A 16,614-nucleotide genomic window follows, 5' to 3' on the forward strand; every position below is an offset into this window, starting at 1 on the left:
TGATTAAGTGATAGCAGGATATGTTTCAAAAAAAGATTGAAGGCGGTATAAAATGTCAACTGATACCAATAATTTTAATATAAAAAAAATTAAAGGCGACTATGCAGAACTAATCTGCAAACACCATTTTGAGTTGATGGGATGCCATGTCAACAAAGTTGGTATAGAAGAGTTGTCTCCGGCTTTTGCAAAACTTAAAAGTGATAAACAAGGTATTCAGTCGTTAAAAAATCGTATGCAGTATATGCCAGACTTTTTAGTAGTTCATCCAAGTCAAGACAATGCTTCTTTTGTGGAAGTAAAATACAGAAAAAATGTATCAAACGACTTTTTAAAAGAGTTCTCCGCAGAACTACATGTACAGTACTCTGATTTTATAAAAGATGGTATACCCGTATATTTTTATGTTTTAACCAACAGCGAACCGTATGTACACATCATGAAAGGGAAATCTTTAAAGTACTGGGAACATACAGGTGGTTTTTACCCAGTAGGGGAGAGTGCTTTAGATAAATTTCCATTTTTTAAAGGAATAGGTGAAAATGATAGTTTTAATGAGGTCTATGCCGAGAGTATAAAAATAGCTATTGATGATATTTTATGGAAGCAATAATAATGACATATGCTGTCGTGTCTATATAATATAATTTTCTATTAACAAGGAGAAGACACAATGAAAAAAACTTTTTTAAAAATCAACGGTTTATTAACTACTCAAGAATTTAAATTCTTACAAGAACATATATCTGATTTGCCAGATTGGTTTATATTTGATGGGGAGCAAGAGATTAATGCTGATGCAGGATTAGTACATTTATTGGCTGGAAGTGGATTCAGGGTTGCGATGAATAGCTCTGACACTGCATTTAAGATACATATACAGGACCGTCTAGATAAAGATGATAGAGAGTATTTAACAGATACTGACAAATATAATATTCATCTAAAAGACTTCTTTGATAATTATAAAAATATACACAATGCCAAGCAGATAGTAGAATATTACAACGTTGCTTTTGCTATCAATACTATTTTTGGTATAAATCAATTTAAATACCTATTGCATAATATTGATATTTTGGAAACTACAGATTATGTTTTTAATATTTTATTTAATTTTATAAATATCGTATTAGAAAAGAAAGAAGATTTTATTGATGACTTTGAAGAAAAATTTATCGTTAGACTTAATACAGAAAAGGCCTACCGTACTGATGGAACTATCACAGACGAGCTGTTGGCTTCAACTGGATTAACAGCCCAAGAAATTCAAGAAGCTAAAAATAAAAGAGACAAAAATTTTGAAAAACATCAAAATCCAGTCCAAGAAGTGCTTAAAGCACAAGAGGAGCCAAAACGTGCAGTTCAACCAGAAATAAGTGTTGATTTTTTAAATACTGAAGATAAAAAAGATTGGATTGCTCGTAAGTTTACATTAGAGTCTTACAACGGGAAATACACCGATATGACAACTCTTGTATCCGATATGGAAAAAGTAGATAACGAAGGTATTAGCTTTTTCGTTGTCGATAATGCTAAAATAGTGTATGAAACAGATAAGGATAATGTTGAGTTTTTTGCAGATTCTGAATTTCCAAAATTTATACATTTCCAAAATTGTGAATTTTTCTTTATCACACCAACAAAAGTAGAAAATTTATTTTTGAAATTTAATAAATACTTTTTTACTCAAAATTCTTCAATAAATTTAATTACAATGGAAACTCCTCCTAAAGTTGAGGATATAGATACTAGTGCTTATCCTAAATCATTATCAGTGACTATATCATTTCAAGATAGTTTATTTAATTCTATTGAAGACATTACTGATTATAAAATAATTGTAAATATGTCCGCTGATAAAGAAATATATGTGGAGGAAGGTTCAGATAGAATCACTATAACAACCTTTAAGTATGTGTCAGACAAATGTTTTGATAACGTAGCTGATAAAATAGATTATATGCTTGACGGGATGATTACTCATAAAGTAATCATCTAATCCGTATTAACTTTAACCTGGTTGCGTCCGCCGTTTTTAGCCTTATAAAGCAATTCATCGGCGTGCTCAAAGAGTTTACTCAACCCTAGCCACTTAGTCTATTTTCTGAAAACTTAGAAGTTTTTATTTAGATATAATTATGATATAAATTATAATGTTGGAGAACATAATGTTTGTTAATAGAACCAATGAGCTTAAAGCGCTTGAAGATGAGTATAAAAAAAGTGATGCTACTTTTAGCGTTATGTATGGAAGACGCAGAGTTGGTAAAACTTCACTTTTATCAAAGTACATTGAATCCAAACCTAGCATATATCTCTATATAACACTAAGTGATTTAAACTCTCAACTATCAGCATTTACTCAGCAAATACGACAATTTGCTCCATTGTCAATCGCCAAACATTTAAAGTTTGATAGTTTTGAAGAGGCATTAGAGTTTTTAGCAACTCTTGAACTTGAAAAAAAGTTAGTTCTAGTTATAGATGAGTATCAGTACTTAACGCAGTTAGACAAAACCTTTTCATCAAAGTTACAAAAAATATGGGATATGAGTCTCATAAATTCAAATATTCACCTCATACTTTGTGGCTCGGTTCTTTCTATGATGCACTCAGAAGTTCTTGCTTACAATGCTCCACTTTATGGCAGAAGGACTTCACAGTTTCATATAAAAGCCATTAAATTTAACTACTTGCAAGAGTTCTTGCCAGGATCTACAAAGCTAGAGCTAATGCAGATTTACGCATCTTTTGGCAGTATTCCAAAATATCTAAATGAGTATGATTCATCTATGGATTTTATGCAAAATATAGAGCAGAAGATCTTAAATAAAAATTCATATCTTTACAGTGAGGGGAACTTTTTACTTAAAGATGAGATTTCAGATGCTAGAAGTTACTTCTCCATACTAGAAAGCATCTCAAAGGGCAACACTAAGATAGGTCATATAGGCGCATCCCTTGGACTGGCTTCTTCATATCTAACAAAATATATGCAAAGACTTATAGAGTTGGACATCATTGAAAAAGAGGTTCCCGTAACTGAAACAAATCCGCTAAAGAGTAAATTTGGTCGCTATAAAATAAAAGATAAATTTTTAAACTTTTGGTTTTTTTATGTATTTAAAAACTATAACTTTTTAGAGATAGAGCAAAAAAGAGCTGTGTTAGATGAGATAGAGTTAAACTTTAATGATAGATTTGTCTCTTTCGCGTTTGAAGACTATGTAGTTGAAGATATTTTAGAAAATCCTAAAAAGTACTTAGATTTTATACCAACGAAAGTCGGTCGTTGGTGGAACAACAAAGAAGAGATAGATATAGTCGCGTTTGATGATGAAAATATCTGCTTCATAGAGTGCAAATGGCAAAACAGGGTTGATGAAGAGAAAGTGAAAGAAAAGCTAATGCAAAAGTCAATAAACATAGTTTCTGACAAAACCACTTCTTACTTAGTTGTAACAAAAGATAGTTATTTAAAAGAGAGTATATAATATGACACCAAATTTAAAATACAACGGCTTTTTAGTCTTGACAAAAGGGGGACATTATACTAATCCGTATTAACTTTAACCTGGTTGCGTCCGCCGTTTTTAGCCTTATAAAGCAATTCATCGGCGTGCTCAAAGAGTTTACTCAATATATACTCTTGAGCTATATATAAACCAATTGAAATAGTAATATTAATATTGCCAGAATCTGTGGAGATAGTTGTTGATTCGATTTTTTCTCTAAAACCCTCAAAAATATTTAAAAGCTTCTCTTTAGAAATATTGCTTAACAAAACAACAAACTCTTCACCTCCAACCCTAGCCACTAAGTCGTCTTTACGAAAATGTTCTCTAAATAAATCAGCAACAGTTACTAAAACTCTGTCTCCAATATGGTGACCATAGGTGTCATTTATTTTTTTAAAATAATCAATATCAAGTACCGCACAAGCTAGACTTACACTCTCTTTTTTAGCTTTTGAAAGAATCTCAATACCTAAAGATTCAAAAGCTCTCTTGTTGTACATGTTTGTGAGATGGTCAGTCAAGGCGCTCTGTTTATTTACATGTATAAATTCTAAAGTATCTAAAGATTGTAAAACTCTAAGGTTAAACTCTTCACTGGTAAATGGCTTAGTAATAAAATCATTTGCACCTTTTTTTAAAAATTCTATAGACAAACGGCTTGAATGCCCATGTTCACTCACTCCAATAATAGCTAGATTGTCTTTGCTATATGTTTTTCGAAGCTCCGAGATTACATTTGTGCCTTTTTCATCATCCAGAGATTGGTCAATTACCAGTAAACCAATGTTACTATCTTCTTTAAGCAAGGTTTCTATTTGGGCATGACTATTTGCTTCATATGATTGTATATTGAATTTTTTCAATAAGTTTACCTGTATAGAACGCGCTCTTTTATTTCCATCGGCAACAATAGCTTTTACAACTTGATTTTTATAGGCTCGTTCAATCATTTGTTTAATGTAGATATAGTCAATTCCATCATCATTATTAATAACATAATCTAAAGCACCTTTAGAAACTGCTTCTTCGGCAATATTTTCATTGTACTCCTCTGCAAATACTATCGCGGGTATATTGTTGTCCATCAACAATGACAATGATCTATTTTCAAAATCTTTTGAAAGAAAGTGATCGTGTAAAGCAATAAAAAAATCATCTTTATCTTTTTTTATTACATCATCTAGTTGCACAAAATCACTTACTACAACAATCTCATAACCTAATGAAACAATATTTTTAATATGTTTATTTAATAATGTGGCATCGTCCTCTATTAGTAATATTTTATCTTTCATTTTCATAAATAAATCCCTTTTTTAAATTCAATACTCTATAAATCATCAAATCTTGAACGCAACTTTATAGGTGTAATATTAGAAATCTCTCTCATAAAATAAACAGTAAAAAAATCTTCATTATTGATTACAAAAACACCATTGTGTTCAAGCAAAAGCACTATGGTTAATGCCAAGTCTTTAGATTCATTAGTTATTATTTTTTCATCATCAGAGTATTCATCTATGATTAATTCATCTGAAAATTCATCACGTATTAGGGAATCAAAAATATCTAATATATCAGTATCATTATCTTGACTAGCAAGTAGTTCTCCAATATCATATGCACAAGAGAAGGCCTTGTCTTGTGTTAAAAATCTACTAACAAAAGTATCTTTCAATTTAGTTTGATTATATTTCTCATGTTGATCATACATGATTTGTAGTTTATCTTTTGGGACAGGATAAATTGTAACTAATGATTCAATAGGCTCTTTAAGATAAAGCTTTATTTCATTTTCTATAAGCTTATCTTGAAACTCTGTAAATAATTTTTTATACTTTTTTTGTTTTGTTTTAGTGTTTAACAGTATAACTTCTCTCTCATTTTCAAAGTGTGTAACATCATAAAAAAGTATCTCATTTTTTTCTATATCTTGTAGTTTTAATACATCATGCTGATAAGTATGTTCAACAGCATCAAAATCCTCTTTATTTAAAAATATTGGGTTTGCTCTAAGTATGTTCGCATCATGCTCTTTTACATATTCAAAAGTATTTAAAGTTGCAGTTTCTACATAAAAAGATAGTAAATGATCCCCTCCAAAAAAAGATGACTTAAATGCATATTTCTGAGCAATATTTACAGAGATTTGTTGCCAATCTTCTCTTGATTTAAACTTACTAATAAGTTGAAGCTCACTTTGAACTGCCATAAGGACATCTACTTTAGAGCTTCTAAGAACATCAAGAGGTATATCTTTGTTTATAAGTCTCTGTGCTTCATCTATAAAGATAGATATAGGTTTTTTATCATCTTCACTTTGAAGGTTTAAATCAATCATCTTTTCAAATATTTGTTCTAACATCAACTCTAGTATAGTATCTGGAACCACTCGAACATTTATTATAATAATCTTTGCATCCTGTAATGATTTAACTATATCTAGAGGATTTTCTTTCTCAGATATATACTTTGCAGAAGATGTTCCCATAAAGCTAAATCCTGATGAAAGAGTGCTAATAACAGACAGAAGAGATGACTCAAACTTACCACCATCATTTCTATCATCTGCTTCTACATCATATTTAGTAAAGTACTTTAGTGATGCGTTCACATTTGTGTAATTTAAAACTATATTTTTATATACTTCACTATGCGCACCATTATAATACTTGGTATTCTCTATTATAAAATTATGTAACTCTTTTGTAAAATATTTAATATCTTGAATAAATTTATAGAGAGTATCTATATTGTACGAGATGTTATATAATTCATTTAGAGTAAAAGAGTCATCTAGTATAAATGCAACAGCTTACCCTATCTCACGTATCTCTTTAGAAATTATAGATTTAAGTTTGAGTATATTAAATATACTTGTGCCTAAGCTCATAGCTTCGTTATAAAAATATGTATTGCTTCCAGCATCAGATGGATCTCCAACCAAGCCTTGCAATAGAGTTGCAAAAGTTCTATTGTTAAGAGACTCTATAATATTTATGTTAGAACCCCATGGTTTACCTATCTCAACGATATCATCAAGTCTATTTGCATCTGAAGCAAGTTTTTTTAATGCTAAGTGCTCACTCCCTTTTATATCAAAGAAGAGTACACCATGTCCTATTTCCATACGATGTTTTATGTTTGGATAAATAAATGAAGTAGTCTTACCGCTTCCTGTTTGGCCTATGCATAGTGAATGTGTAAACTTTACATCAACTAACGGTGTTTCTTCTTTTAGCTCTGTGTCTTTTATTAGTCCTACTTTCAACTTTGTCCTTTTATATTTTTATTTTTTAAAATTTATATCTTGATATTTCTGATTGATAAGTTGGTTGTGGCAGGTTTGATGTTTTACACATTTTTAAATCATATTTTTGTTTATATCCTGGTATTTTCTTTTCAACTATTTTTACTACTTCACACCCTTCAAAACTACCCACTATTTTCATAAGGTCATAACGGCTCTTTCGTTTTATTTGGTAGTTATTTCTATAAACTTTAGTTTCATATATTTTAAGTTGACCTTGCACTACTTCATAGTTATAAACATCACCTGTGCTTACAACTTTCATCAAGCCTTGTGGATTAAAAAGAAGCTCTAAAACTTCATTTCTATTTTTGCCTATGTACTTTCCAAAAGACACTATTTGATTTAACTTTGCAGAAGATAGTTCCCATGAACCAAGAAGATTTTGTTTTGTAAAGTTTTGAGCTTGAAGGGATACAAGTACGAATATTAGCGATATAAATAGTTTCAATTTTTATCCTTAAATAATTTTGGTTAGTATAACTTATTAGAGCTGTTTTGCAGAACTTTATCACTTTTACTGCTGCTTAACACATTTAGTAGCTCTGCTACATGCTCTGTATCATCAAGGTTCATGTCAATGCTATAAAATGTTTTCTCTTTATTGCTAAGCATAGTTAACTGACCAGTCAACATTAGGCTATCGGCAACCTCTACAGGATTGTTAATATTTACATCAATTGGAACGACTGCTTCTACCATAAATCCAAAATCTAAAAAACTATTCCAAATAATTAAATTTTTTTTAGCAATGTCATATGAACTAAATGCATATATTTCCTCTTGTCCTAGATTATATATAAATTTATGTAAGCCATCAAAATCAGTAATAAAAAAGATTGTTTTATGCACAGTCACTCCTAGTGTTGTTTTTATTAAATATTAAATATTTGAGCTAGTTCCAAGAAGTCTGACACATCTTTGCCCTCTGCATTAACTATCAATATTCCTATCCAATATGAGTTATATTCTTCATCATAACTTTTAACTCCAGAAACACTAAAGTCACAATGATTCCAATTTGTATCTTCAAAAGAAGTGTTATCTAAAAAATATTGCAGTTCATAGGAGTCAACGTCAAAACTAAATGAAGGTTCCTTACTGTTATCAAAGTGATTTAAAGCCCAATCTTCTATTTGTGTTTCTTTTGTATTTGCATTTGATTTAGGGGCCATTTTAAGTCCTTTTTATTTTTATAACTTTACTAGATTAGAGTGACAGCTTATGTCACATAATATTTATTATTTTGATAAAGTGATGTTTATATAAATATAAAATTAACGATTCGTGATATAGCCCATAACTTCATAAGTTGTATATATTCCACACTCTTCTACTAGCGTTCGTGTCTCTTCCTCAGTTGATGGTCGTGCAATGCGGTAATCTATATTGTAATCGTAACCGCTATATTGTGAGATTTATATTAGGTAATAATCAACTCCAGTTTTTTGATCTGTATAAATATGACCAAACACAGAATTATCATCGTCTTTTAGATTGATATTATGTTCAGAAATAGTTTTATCAAAAAAATTCTTATCTTGAATTTCTAATATTCTTAACTTATCTGTTCCTATGATGTCAATATTATAGACTGTGCCATTGTTCTCAAAAATTTCATTGTGTTTCCACCCTCCATCATAACTATCACCCAGTTTACTATTTGGACTTTTAAGACTACAAGCCGTCGCAAAATATACTTTTTCATAATATGTGTTGTTACTCATTATCTATCCTTCTTATTTTATTTGAAAATTATATCAACTAGTTATGACAGCTTATGTCATGACTAGTTGCTCTCCAAAAAAAGTCATTTATTTTAATTTTTTCATCGCCAGCGTATTCATAAATAATAATGAAAGAACTGATATTTTATTTAATGTGTGATATAGTGAAAAATATAGCATTAATTATTTTGCTTAATTGGTGTAGAAATATTCAATATTGAAAGTTGCAATGAGACAGTTTATATTATTAATTATTTTTTCTAATTTGTTATTTGGAAATTCCTTTAATACAAAAATCATCAAGAACACTGAAGATATTGATTTTATAATTCAAAATAAAAAAATATCTCAGAATCACCCATTAATATTGATATTTGACAATGGCACACATGCTAAAAAAGTAATCTCAATAATCGAAAACACTCTTTTGAATAATAAAATCAATTTTTTAAAAAACAATATCTTTATGATTAATAGAAATTTCCAATCTTCTAATGAATTAAGTGATATAGATATTATTTCGTATTTATCTAAAAAATTGCATAAACAACAGATCTTTATCAATATGTCTTATGGATATAGTTTCAACCTACCATCAAGATATGTTAGCTATACAAATAACCCTTTTTTTAACAATAAATTGAAAAATGAACTTGATAGATTTCAAAGAATAGCATCAGTATTTAACAATAAAATAGAAAAATTAAATAATGTAACAATTTATAAATCATTTGGAAATTATATTCTTTTTGATGACAAAAAAATAAATATGAAAAAATCAACTAAACAATCTTTATCTATAATATATCAGTATTTATGTGGAAATAATTATGATAAAAAAATCAAACTATCAAACTATATAAGAAATTATTTATATACCAAAGAAAAAATAGATTTTTTAAATATAAAATCATATATAGAAAAAAATATATCGATGAAGTCTGATTTAAATAATAATGTAATAAAAAATTTGATTAGATACTCTGAAGTTGAACTCTTTTCTCAATATATAAACAACTCTTTAATTGGAAATAATAATGTTAAACTTGTTGAATCTATTAACTATGATTCAATATATAGTTCATATAAAAAATCCGATAAAACATATCCAAATCATCTTAAAAATGATTTGGATAATATCTATATTGAATACTTAAAATCAGACTCTTTAAACATGGTGAGATATAATTTTTCTTACATTGACAAAGTTAATAATTTTATCCTAAAGTATCAAAACAAATATCCTGAATTGTTTATATCAGTATATGAAAACTACTCTACACTAGATCTAAATAAAAAAAATATTTTAGCACCTCAGGGGCAGGTTTTTAATATAAAGTATGAAACGGTAAATGAAATACTAGTTGATAATCAAAAAAGATTTATAGGAACATCAGCATCTAGTCCTCAAGCTTTGTCTTATGGAGTTATTAAGTATTTGAATCAGAACAAAATAAAGTTAAATCTGGACTAGGAATGTAGTATTCTTTGTGTAATATAGGGTTGGTATATCAGATTTTTGAAGGATGAAATAAATATATATGGATTTATATTAAAAATTTTCTAATATCTTCAAATAAGTCACATTCTACATTTACACTGCCATCACAATACATAACACCATTTAAATGATGAAGTGCCTTTGCTTTTGCTGTTATGTCATCTTGAAGTATTATTTTTAGTTCAGCTAGAGATGAGTGAAAAGTAGCATCATCATGCTTAACAGAATCAAAAAGTTTTTCAGTCGCGTCTGTGTCCATGCCAAATTCATTTTTATAAAAACTTAGTACTTTATTTTGCTCTTTAACGGAGACTTTATCATCTGCTTTAACCACAACTATCATTAGTACAGCTAATATATTTTTAATAGCGTCCTTGTTTGTGTGTTGATTAAAAAGATCCATACCACTTAAAAAATTAAACATAAACACCCCTACTAATTTATTTGACATTATAATAGCATATAGATATTTAAATCTTAATGCTATCTATGAAAAAACGCAGCACAATTATAAAGAAGCGACACATCTTGTCATTTACAATTAGTAATATTTTAATCAACTACTTATTAAAAGGTTTACTAATGATAGAAGAAATACATAAAGATTATTATTTAATTAAAGAGTTCATAGATAACTATTATATAGAAAAAAGAGGTGATATTCATGACTTAGGTTTTGCAATAGTAAGCAACTTAAAAAATTTAAAACGTCGCCTAAATTTTTTGAAAGAGGCTTTAGACAAACATGAAAGAGGGGATTATAAAAATATTTATGAAAAAATGATGCTAGAAAATTATATTAGATGTGAATACAAGCTGTTTTTTGAACTTCTACCACCTTATGTATTCCCTGATATGACTATAGAAGAGTTTCAAATCAGAATAGGGTGCTCGTATAAGTTATTAAATAAGGATGTTAATGAATGCTAAATAATAGGGACTTCTGGAGTGGTAACCTTATTTCATACATAGAATTTAAATAATTCTAAGTTAAAATAAAACGAATAAAGGTAGTCCATGAGAACTAGTAAATACACCAAAGAATTTAAAGATTCCACAATTCAATTAATACTTAATAATAACGAGAGTGTCTCAAAGATAGCAGCTGATTTAGATATACATGTAAAGACTTTATATAACTGGATGAGCAGTTATAAAAAAGAGCATAGAATACCAATGAGAGTTGTAAATACATCATCTTCAACAGAGACACTAGATGAAGAGAATAAACGCCTCAGACGAGAGGTAAAGCTTTTAAAGCAAGAGCGTGACATTTTAAAAAAGGCGACCGCGTACTTCGCCAAAGAAGTTCTATAAAGTACGCCTGGATGTATGAACATAGAAAAAGTTTTAGTATTAATCTTATGAGTAAAGTGCTCAAGGTAGATAGGACATCTTATTATCATTGGATAAAAACTGGATGCATTACTAAAAAAGTAGACGAGCAACTCAATGATTTGATTGAAGTTATATTTATTCAAGGTAGAAAAAACTATGGCACAAGAAGAATTCAAGACAAACTAAAAGAACTCTACGGTGTATTAGTATCAAGAAAGCGTATCTCCAGTATCATGAAAGAACTGGGTCTAAAAGTGAACATGAAAAGAAGATATAAAAATACGACAGATTCTAATCATAACTTACCAATAGCTCCTAATCTCCTAAACATGGATTTTTATGCATCTGCTCCAGATGAAAAATATGTAGGAGATATTACATATATCCATACAGGTGAAGGTTGGCTCTATCTGGCTACTGTGATTGATTTATACTCAAGAAAAGTTGTCGGTTGGTCTATGGATGACACTATGAAAGTTTCACTTGTAAATGATGCCTTAAGCATGGCTATTAAGCATAGAAACCCTTCCGAAGGGTTACTATGGCACACAGATAGAGGGAGTCAATATGCTTCTTATGCACATAAAGATTTATTGGAAAAACACTCTATAATTCAAAGCATGAGCAGAAAAGGCAACTGCTGGGATAATGCAGTGGCTGAGAGCTTCTTTAAAACACTCAAAAGTGATTTAGTGTATCAGACATATTTTTATACGAAGAGGCAGGCAAAACAAGAGATATTTGAATATATAGAATTTCATTATAACAGAGTCAGATCACATAGTTATCTTGGAAACTTATCACCTGTTAAATTTGAAGAAATAAACAAAGTGTTACAAATGGAAATGGTTGCTTAGAATTTATAAAAAAGTGTATGAATTTAAGTTACCATTCCATTCTTCCTGCACTTCTATAATAGTATATTCTATTATTAGCCAAAAAAGGAACTCATAATGGCTCATGCATTAAGTAAGTTTTTTTTGTAATCCTTCTTTACGAAAGAATGATATGTACAAATAAAGAATATCTATATTAATGATATATTAGATATTATAAAATTATCAAAAAAAATGAGATGGACTATGCAAGAAAATAATGACAGCAGTAATGATTTAAAATCACATGACACAACAGTAACCAGGCTGATTCTAATACTTTCAAAATTAGATGAAGATGAACGACCAACACAAAAAGAACTTGCTCAAGAATTTTCAGTAAGTCTTCGTACTATTCAAAGAGATATAGGTCGTTTATGTTATTTCCCTATTGAAAAAACTGATGATGGTAAGCTTTACTTTACTGAAGGATTCTCTCTTAAGAGAACTTCTTTTGAAGATATTGAAATGGTTTTATTGTCTCTTTCCCTTTCTATGATTATGGATATAAGTCCTAAGTTCTCAAAGTCTTCACACTCTCTTTTAGCAAAACTATTGGTACCAAACTTTGCCACACCATACCTTATAAAGCAAAACCCATATGAGAGTATAGATGTTGATTCAGCTAAACTGAATGAGCTTGAATATGGAATAGAAAACAAGAGAATTACTACTATAATGATAAATAAAAGAGAATTTGTAGTAGAACCATATAAGATAATAAGTTTTGATGAGATTTGGTATCTTTTTGCCAAAGAGTTAGAATCTGAAAAAATAAAAACTTTTTTTATTAGTGATATATCACAAGTAGATTATTCACAAAAGAGCTTCACTATGAAAAAACCAATAGACAGCATACTTGAAAATGTTCATACTGCTTGGTTTGATGATGGTGTTCAATATGAAGTAAAAGTAAAAATTATGCAACCAATAGCTCATTATTTTAAACGTAAAAAACATTTTGTATCCCAAGAGCTTGTAAGAGAAGATGATGATGGTTCTATAGTAGTGTCTTTTAAAGTTAGCTCTGATGAAGAGGTTGATAATCTTATTAAATCATGGCTACCTCATATAAAAGTTATTTCTCCAAAAAGAATTAGAAAAAAAATGTTAAAAGAATTAGATGAATATGTGAAATCACTTAAAAATTTTGAAATGACACATCCTGACGTATAAAGTTTATATAATTTTTTATTGTTCACATTTATGTTGCACATGAAGTTTTTTATACTATTTTAATACTATAATGGCCTAAATATTTAAGACATAAATTCAGCGAAGTTAATTTCTAAAGTAGTTAAAATATTATGAAATTAATGGAGAGAAATATGAGTCTAAAAAAAGGTCAAACTTGATAGTATAATGGCCTGAAAAATCAAGACAACTTTTCAGCTTAATTAATATCCACCTCTAACTGTTACTTTATCCCACAATTTTTATAAATTCAAGATACATATTCATAGGTTTTTGATAACCAATAGCTGAATGAAATCTCTTGAAATTGTATTTATACATGTAAGCTTTTACACCTTCTTTGAGCTCCTTAATAGATTGATAATCACTGATATAAATATTGCCATGTTTAAGAGTTCTGAATAACTAATAGGTCAATTTATAGTTTTGTGAATTCATATGTTGTGCTATTGTAGTATATTGTTATCATAATCATATTGTGATTGATGCAAAAAAGAAAAAAACTGTCAAATTTGAGTTTACCTTTCCTGTAAAGTCAACTGTGAAGTTTCTGTAAATTCAGCTGTAAAACCTTAAATTAATATAAAATGACTTTACAGCATAACAGCAATGTTTTGAGCAATTTTTCTATAATAGGAAACGGGTGATTTTTAAAAATTTGCCTACTATAAAAAAGTTCAACCTCTTCACACTTTACAAATTTTGTCATATACTGGCTCTTTATTTATTTTTATTTCGTACTTGTCGTTTAGAGTTTATGTGTAGTTTTGTCTGTGCGTACATTTAGCTTAAGGCTAAGTCCCAGATGACCATAAAGGCGTTTGGTTTTAGGTATATATGCTGTTAATGCTTCAGATTAAAAAAGCAGATTGACTCACCAAAAACTACCCATATGGGAATAAACGATTTAAATACAAGGAATAAAAATGAGAGGAAGTGTATACTATCAAACTTCACAGTTAGTTAAGATGATATTTGCAGAAGGCGTTAAAAAGAAAGACAAAATAGATCCTTCGCATCATCACTATAATTATGTGTCATCTTACAAAACAATGGAGACATATAGAAATGTATGGAACAATCTAGGTAACTATCTAAAAGAACATTGGAAACTCAAAAATTTTGAGCTAATAACTGCTGAATATATAGAGGCATATTTTGAATATAAAGTTGAGTATTATCCTAGTAAACAATATGTTGAAAAAATCTCATCTGCTTTGGGTAAGCTTGAGTTTGCACTCAATAGATACAGTGCTAATAAATATGAAGAACCCATTGAATATAACTTTGATATCAGACAGCAAGTTCTAAACAGTGCAAGAAAGTTCAAGCAAGTTGCAGATGGTTACCACAATAGAGTTTATCCAGATCCACATTTAATTATTCATAATTTGAAAAATCCTTTACATAAAATTGCTGCACATATTCAACTAGAAGGTGGAGCAAGAAGTGAAGCAGTTACTTTTATTAAACAAGAACAACTTAGAGGTACAATCTATGATGAGATAGAAGGGCAAACGGTTGGTCAAATATGGACAAAAGAGAAGGGCGGAAAAGAGGGCATCGTAATGCTCAGTTATGAAATGTATAAAATATTGAAAAACTACATAGAAAAAAACAAACAGTTCAAAATAAAATATCAAGAGTACGCTAATGATATACGCAATACATGTATAAAATTAGGTATAAAACCTGAAGGCTCACATGGCTTTCGCTGGACATTTGCTCAAAACCGTATTAGAGCTTATCAAGATAATGGTTATTCGTACGAACAAGCTCTTCAAGGTGTAAGTTGGGAAATGAAGCATTATAGGGCTTCTATAAGTGAACATTATTTGGGAGGGTAAATATAATTGGAAAATATGTTAGATAGAATTACTAAATTAGGCTTAATGAAAAATAAGTGTCTATTAAAGTGAGGTCATTCCAAATAAATGTATTGATTCATTTATATACTTTAGGACTTGTATAATTTTCTCACTTGTTCGTATCCAGCATTTGGTGCTAAATGTGCATACCTCATAGTCATCTCAATGCTAGAATGATTCATGAGGGCCTTAATGGCTAAAATAGGTGTGCCATTTATGGCTAAATGAGAAGCGAAAGTGTGTCTAAGCGTATGTATAACAACTCTGTTTTTTCTATCATCTATATTTAGTTCAGAGTTAAAGAGGGTATCTAGTATAGGTCTGAGCTTGTACTCAATTGATGTTCTTTCATAAAATATGATATTATCATTTGCTTTTAAATTTTCTACTCTACTTATTAATTCCTCTTTTAATTTATCATCTGAGATAAAGCCATTATATGTTTTATTATTTTTAAAATCTTTTAGAGTAATAGAATTTGATTTTATATTTATGTCTTTTTTCTTGATATTCATAATTGTGCCAACCCTAGAACCGGTTGACAAGCCTAGTTTTACAAATAGCCATACTTCTAAAGAAGCTTTTAGTGATTCATCTAAAAGTTCTGTAATCTCTGTAAGTTCTAAATATCTTTCTCGCTTATTATCAAGTTTTAGTCCATCTAATGTTGAAGTAGGGGATGAGCCTTTGTATAATTCCATCTTTTGAGCATGTTTGTAAATAGTACCAATCATAAAGATTAAATGATTAACTGTCCTTGGTGCAAGTTTTGCTCTAAATTCGTTTTGCATTTTCAATAATATATCAGCTGTAATGTTTTCTGCGAAGTAGTGACCAATATCTTTTTCAATATGGTTAGTGTATCTAGCTTTTTCTTTTTCGGCTTCTTTTGTTGTGTGTTCTTTATCAGAAAAATATCTTTGTGCTAAATCATCAAAAGTTAGTTTATTCTTTTGTTTTGCTATATGTGGTAGGTCTTCTCCTAGTCTTATTTTAGTTGTTATTTCGTTGATCTTGGCTTTGCAGTACGCTTCTCTGATACCGTTAGAGTACTTACCTATAGTTTTTAGTCGCTCTTTATTATTTTCATCTACATATCTGATGATAAATACTTTATCGATAGCTTTATTGTTTTTAGATATAATCTCCTTAAAGAAGACGCCTATAGTTTTAGTTGGGATTCGCTTTGGAAGTGTTTTCAAGATAAATCCTAATTTCTGGAATAAGTCCGACTGTAGTCCGATTGATTTGATGAAACTGGACTATAGTTGATAAAAAAT

The 16,614-nt window shown here is 29.3% G+C and carries 18 protein-coding genes; 9 read left to right on the top strand and 9 right to left on the bottom strand.

The window, feature by feature from the left end; genetic code table 11:
• Window positions 1–52: 52 nt before the first annotated feature.
• From HUE88_RS06045 to HUE88_RS06055, 3 genes are all read left to right on the top strand, one after another.
• Entirely contained in the window at window positions 53–613 is a 561-nt protein-coding gene (locus HUE88_RS06045; protein ID WP_194372092.1) for a hypothetical protein, read from the top strand.
• Window positions 614–673: 60 nt separating this feature from the next.
• Window positions 674–2,002: a hypothetical protein gene (locus tag HUE88_RS06050; protein WP_194372094.1), complete on the top strand. Its 1,329-nt coding sequence runs from the start codon at window positions 674–676 to the stop codon at window positions 2,000–2,002.
• A 169-nt stretch (window positions 2,003–2,171) separates the two neighbouring features.
• On the top strand, window positions 2,172–3,497 hold the full coding sequence (locus HUE88_RS06055) for an ATP-binding protein (protein WP_194372095.1): 1,326 nt from the start codon (window positions 2,172–2,174) through the stop codon (window positions 3,495–3,497).
• Between the two features lie 59 nt (window positions 3,498–3,556).
• Here the strand turns inward: HUE88_RS06055 and HUE88_RS06060 are convergent, their stop codons facing one another.
• The 7 genes from HUE88_RS06060 to HUE88_RS06090 form a co-directional block, all read right to left on the bottom strand.
• Window positions 3,557–4,822, bottom strand: a complete 1,266-nt coding sequence (locus HUE88_RS06060; RefSeq protein ID WP_194372104.1) for a GGDEF domain-containing response regulator — start codon at window positions 4,820–4,822, stop codon at window positions 3,557–3,559.
• Window positions 4,823–4,851: 29 nt separating this feature from the next.
• Window positions 4,852–6,135: a type IV secretory system conjugative DNA transfer family protein gene (locus HUE88_RS06065; RefSeq protein ID WP_194372106.1), complete on the bottom strand. Its 1,284-nt coding sequence runs from the start codon at window positions 6,133–6,135 to the stop codon at window positions 4,852–4,854.
• A 201-nt stretch (window positions 6,136–6,336) separates the two neighbouring features.
• Entirely contained in the window at window positions 6,337–6,792 is a 456-nt protein-coding gene (locus HUE88_RS06070) for a type IV secretory system conjugative DNA transfer family protein (protein WP_194372108.1), read from the bottom strand.
• A gap of 25 nt (window positions 6,793–6,817) precedes the next feature.
• Window positions 6,818–7,282, bottom strand: a complete 465-nt coding sequence (locus HUE88_RS06075) for a hypothetical protein (protein WP_194372110.1) — start codon at window positions 7,280–7,282, stop codon at window positions 6,818–6,820.
• Window positions 7,283–7,305: 23 nt separating this feature from the next.
• Window positions 7,306–7,683: a hypothetical protein gene (locus HUE88_RS06080; protein WP_194372112.1), complete on the bottom strand. Its 378-nt coding sequence runs from the start codon at window positions 7,681–7,683 to the stop codon at window positions 7,306–7,308.
• Between the two features lie 23 nt (window positions 7,684–7,706).
• The gene (locus HUE88_RS06085; RefSeq protein WP_194372114.1) at window positions 7,707–8,006 is read right to left on the bottom strand and encodes a hypothetical protein; all 300 of its coding nucleotides are present in this window, start codon (window positions 8,004–8,006) and stop codon (window positions 7,707–7,709) included.
• Between the two features lie 243 nt (window positions 8,007–8,249).
• Window positions 8,250–8,558, bottom strand: coding sequence for a hypothetical protein (locus HUE88_RS06090; protein WP_194372116.1), 309 nt, complete (start codon window positions 8,556–8,558; stop codon window positions 8,250–8,252).
• A gap of 229 nt (window positions 8,559–8,787) precedes the next feature.
• On the opposite strand from HUE88_RS06090, the gene HUE88_RS06095 reads away from it, so the two are divergent.
• Entirely contained in the window at window positions 8,788–10,032 is a 1,245-nt protein-coding gene (locus HUE88_RS06095) for a hypothetical protein (protein ID WP_194372118.1), read from the top strand.
• A gap of 73 nt (window positions 10,033–10,105) precedes the next feature.
• Here the strand turns inward: HUE88_RS06095 and HUE88_RS06100 are convergent, their stop codons facing one another.
• Window positions 10,106–10,483: a TerB family tellurite resistance protein gene (locus HUE88_RS06100; RefSeq protein WP_194372120.1), complete on the bottom strand. Its 378-nt coding sequence runs from the start codon at window positions 10,481–10,483 to the stop codon at window positions 10,106–10,108.
• Window positions 10,484–10,641: 158 nt separating this feature from the next.
• Here HUE88_RS06100 and HUE88_RS06105 point away from each other — a divergent pair, with 158 nt between their 5' ends.
• From HUE88_RS06105 to HUE88_RS06130, 5 genes are all read left to right on the top strand, one after another.
• The gene (locus tag HUE88_RS06105; RefSeq protein ID WP_194372122.1) at window positions 10,642–10,989 is read left to right on the top strand and encodes a hypothetical protein; all 348 of its coding nucleotides are present in this window, start codon (window positions 10,642–10,644) and stop codon (window positions 10,987–10,989) included.
• A gap of 87 nt (window positions 10,990–11,076) precedes the next feature.
• Window positions 11,077–11,376, top strand: coding sequence for a transposase (locus tag HUE88_RS06110; protein ID WP_194368079.1), 300 nt, complete (start codon window positions 11,077–11,079; stop codon window positions 11,374–11,376).
• Between the two features lie 11 nt (window positions 11,377–11,387).
• Window positions 11,388–12,254 (top strand): IS3 family transposase, encoded by an 867-nt coding sequence (locus HUE88_RS06115; protein ID WP_229860027.1) that lies wholly within the window; start codon window positions 11,388–11,390, stop codon window positions 12,252–12,254.
• A 225-nt stretch (window positions 12,255–12,479) separates the two neighbouring features.
• Complete coding sequence (locus HUE88_RS06120; RefSeq protein ID WP_194372124.1) at window positions 12,480–13,448, top strand: helix-turn-helix transcriptional regulator; 969 nt, start codon at window positions 12,480–12,482, stop codon at window positions 13,446–13,448.
• A gap of 944 nt (window positions 13,449–14,392) precedes the next feature.
• The gene (locus tag HUE88_RS06130) at window positions 14,393–15,313 is read left to right on the top strand and encodes a site-specific integrase (RefSeq protein WP_229860170.1); all 921 of its coding nucleotides are present in this window, start codon (window positions 14,393–14,395) and stop codon (window positions 15,311–15,313) included.
• Window positions 15,314–15,423: 110 nt separating this feature from the next.
• Here HUE88_RS06130 and HUE88_RS06135 read toward each other — a convergent pair whose 3' ends face one another.
• Window positions 15,424–16,536, bottom strand: coding sequence for a tyrosine-type recombinase/integrase (locus HUE88_RS06135; RefSeq protein WP_194372126.1), 1,113 nt, complete (start codon window positions 16,534–16,536; stop codon window positions 15,424–15,426).
• Between the last annotated feature and the right edge of the window lie 78 nt (window positions 16,537–16,614).

Origin of the sequence: Candidatus Sulfurimonas baltica (genome assembly GCF_015265455.1) — a bacterium.
In the GTDB taxonomy this organism is placed as follows: Bacteria; Campylobacterota; Campylobacteria; order Campylobacterales; family Sulfurimonadaceae; genus Sulfurimonas; species Sulfurimonas baltica.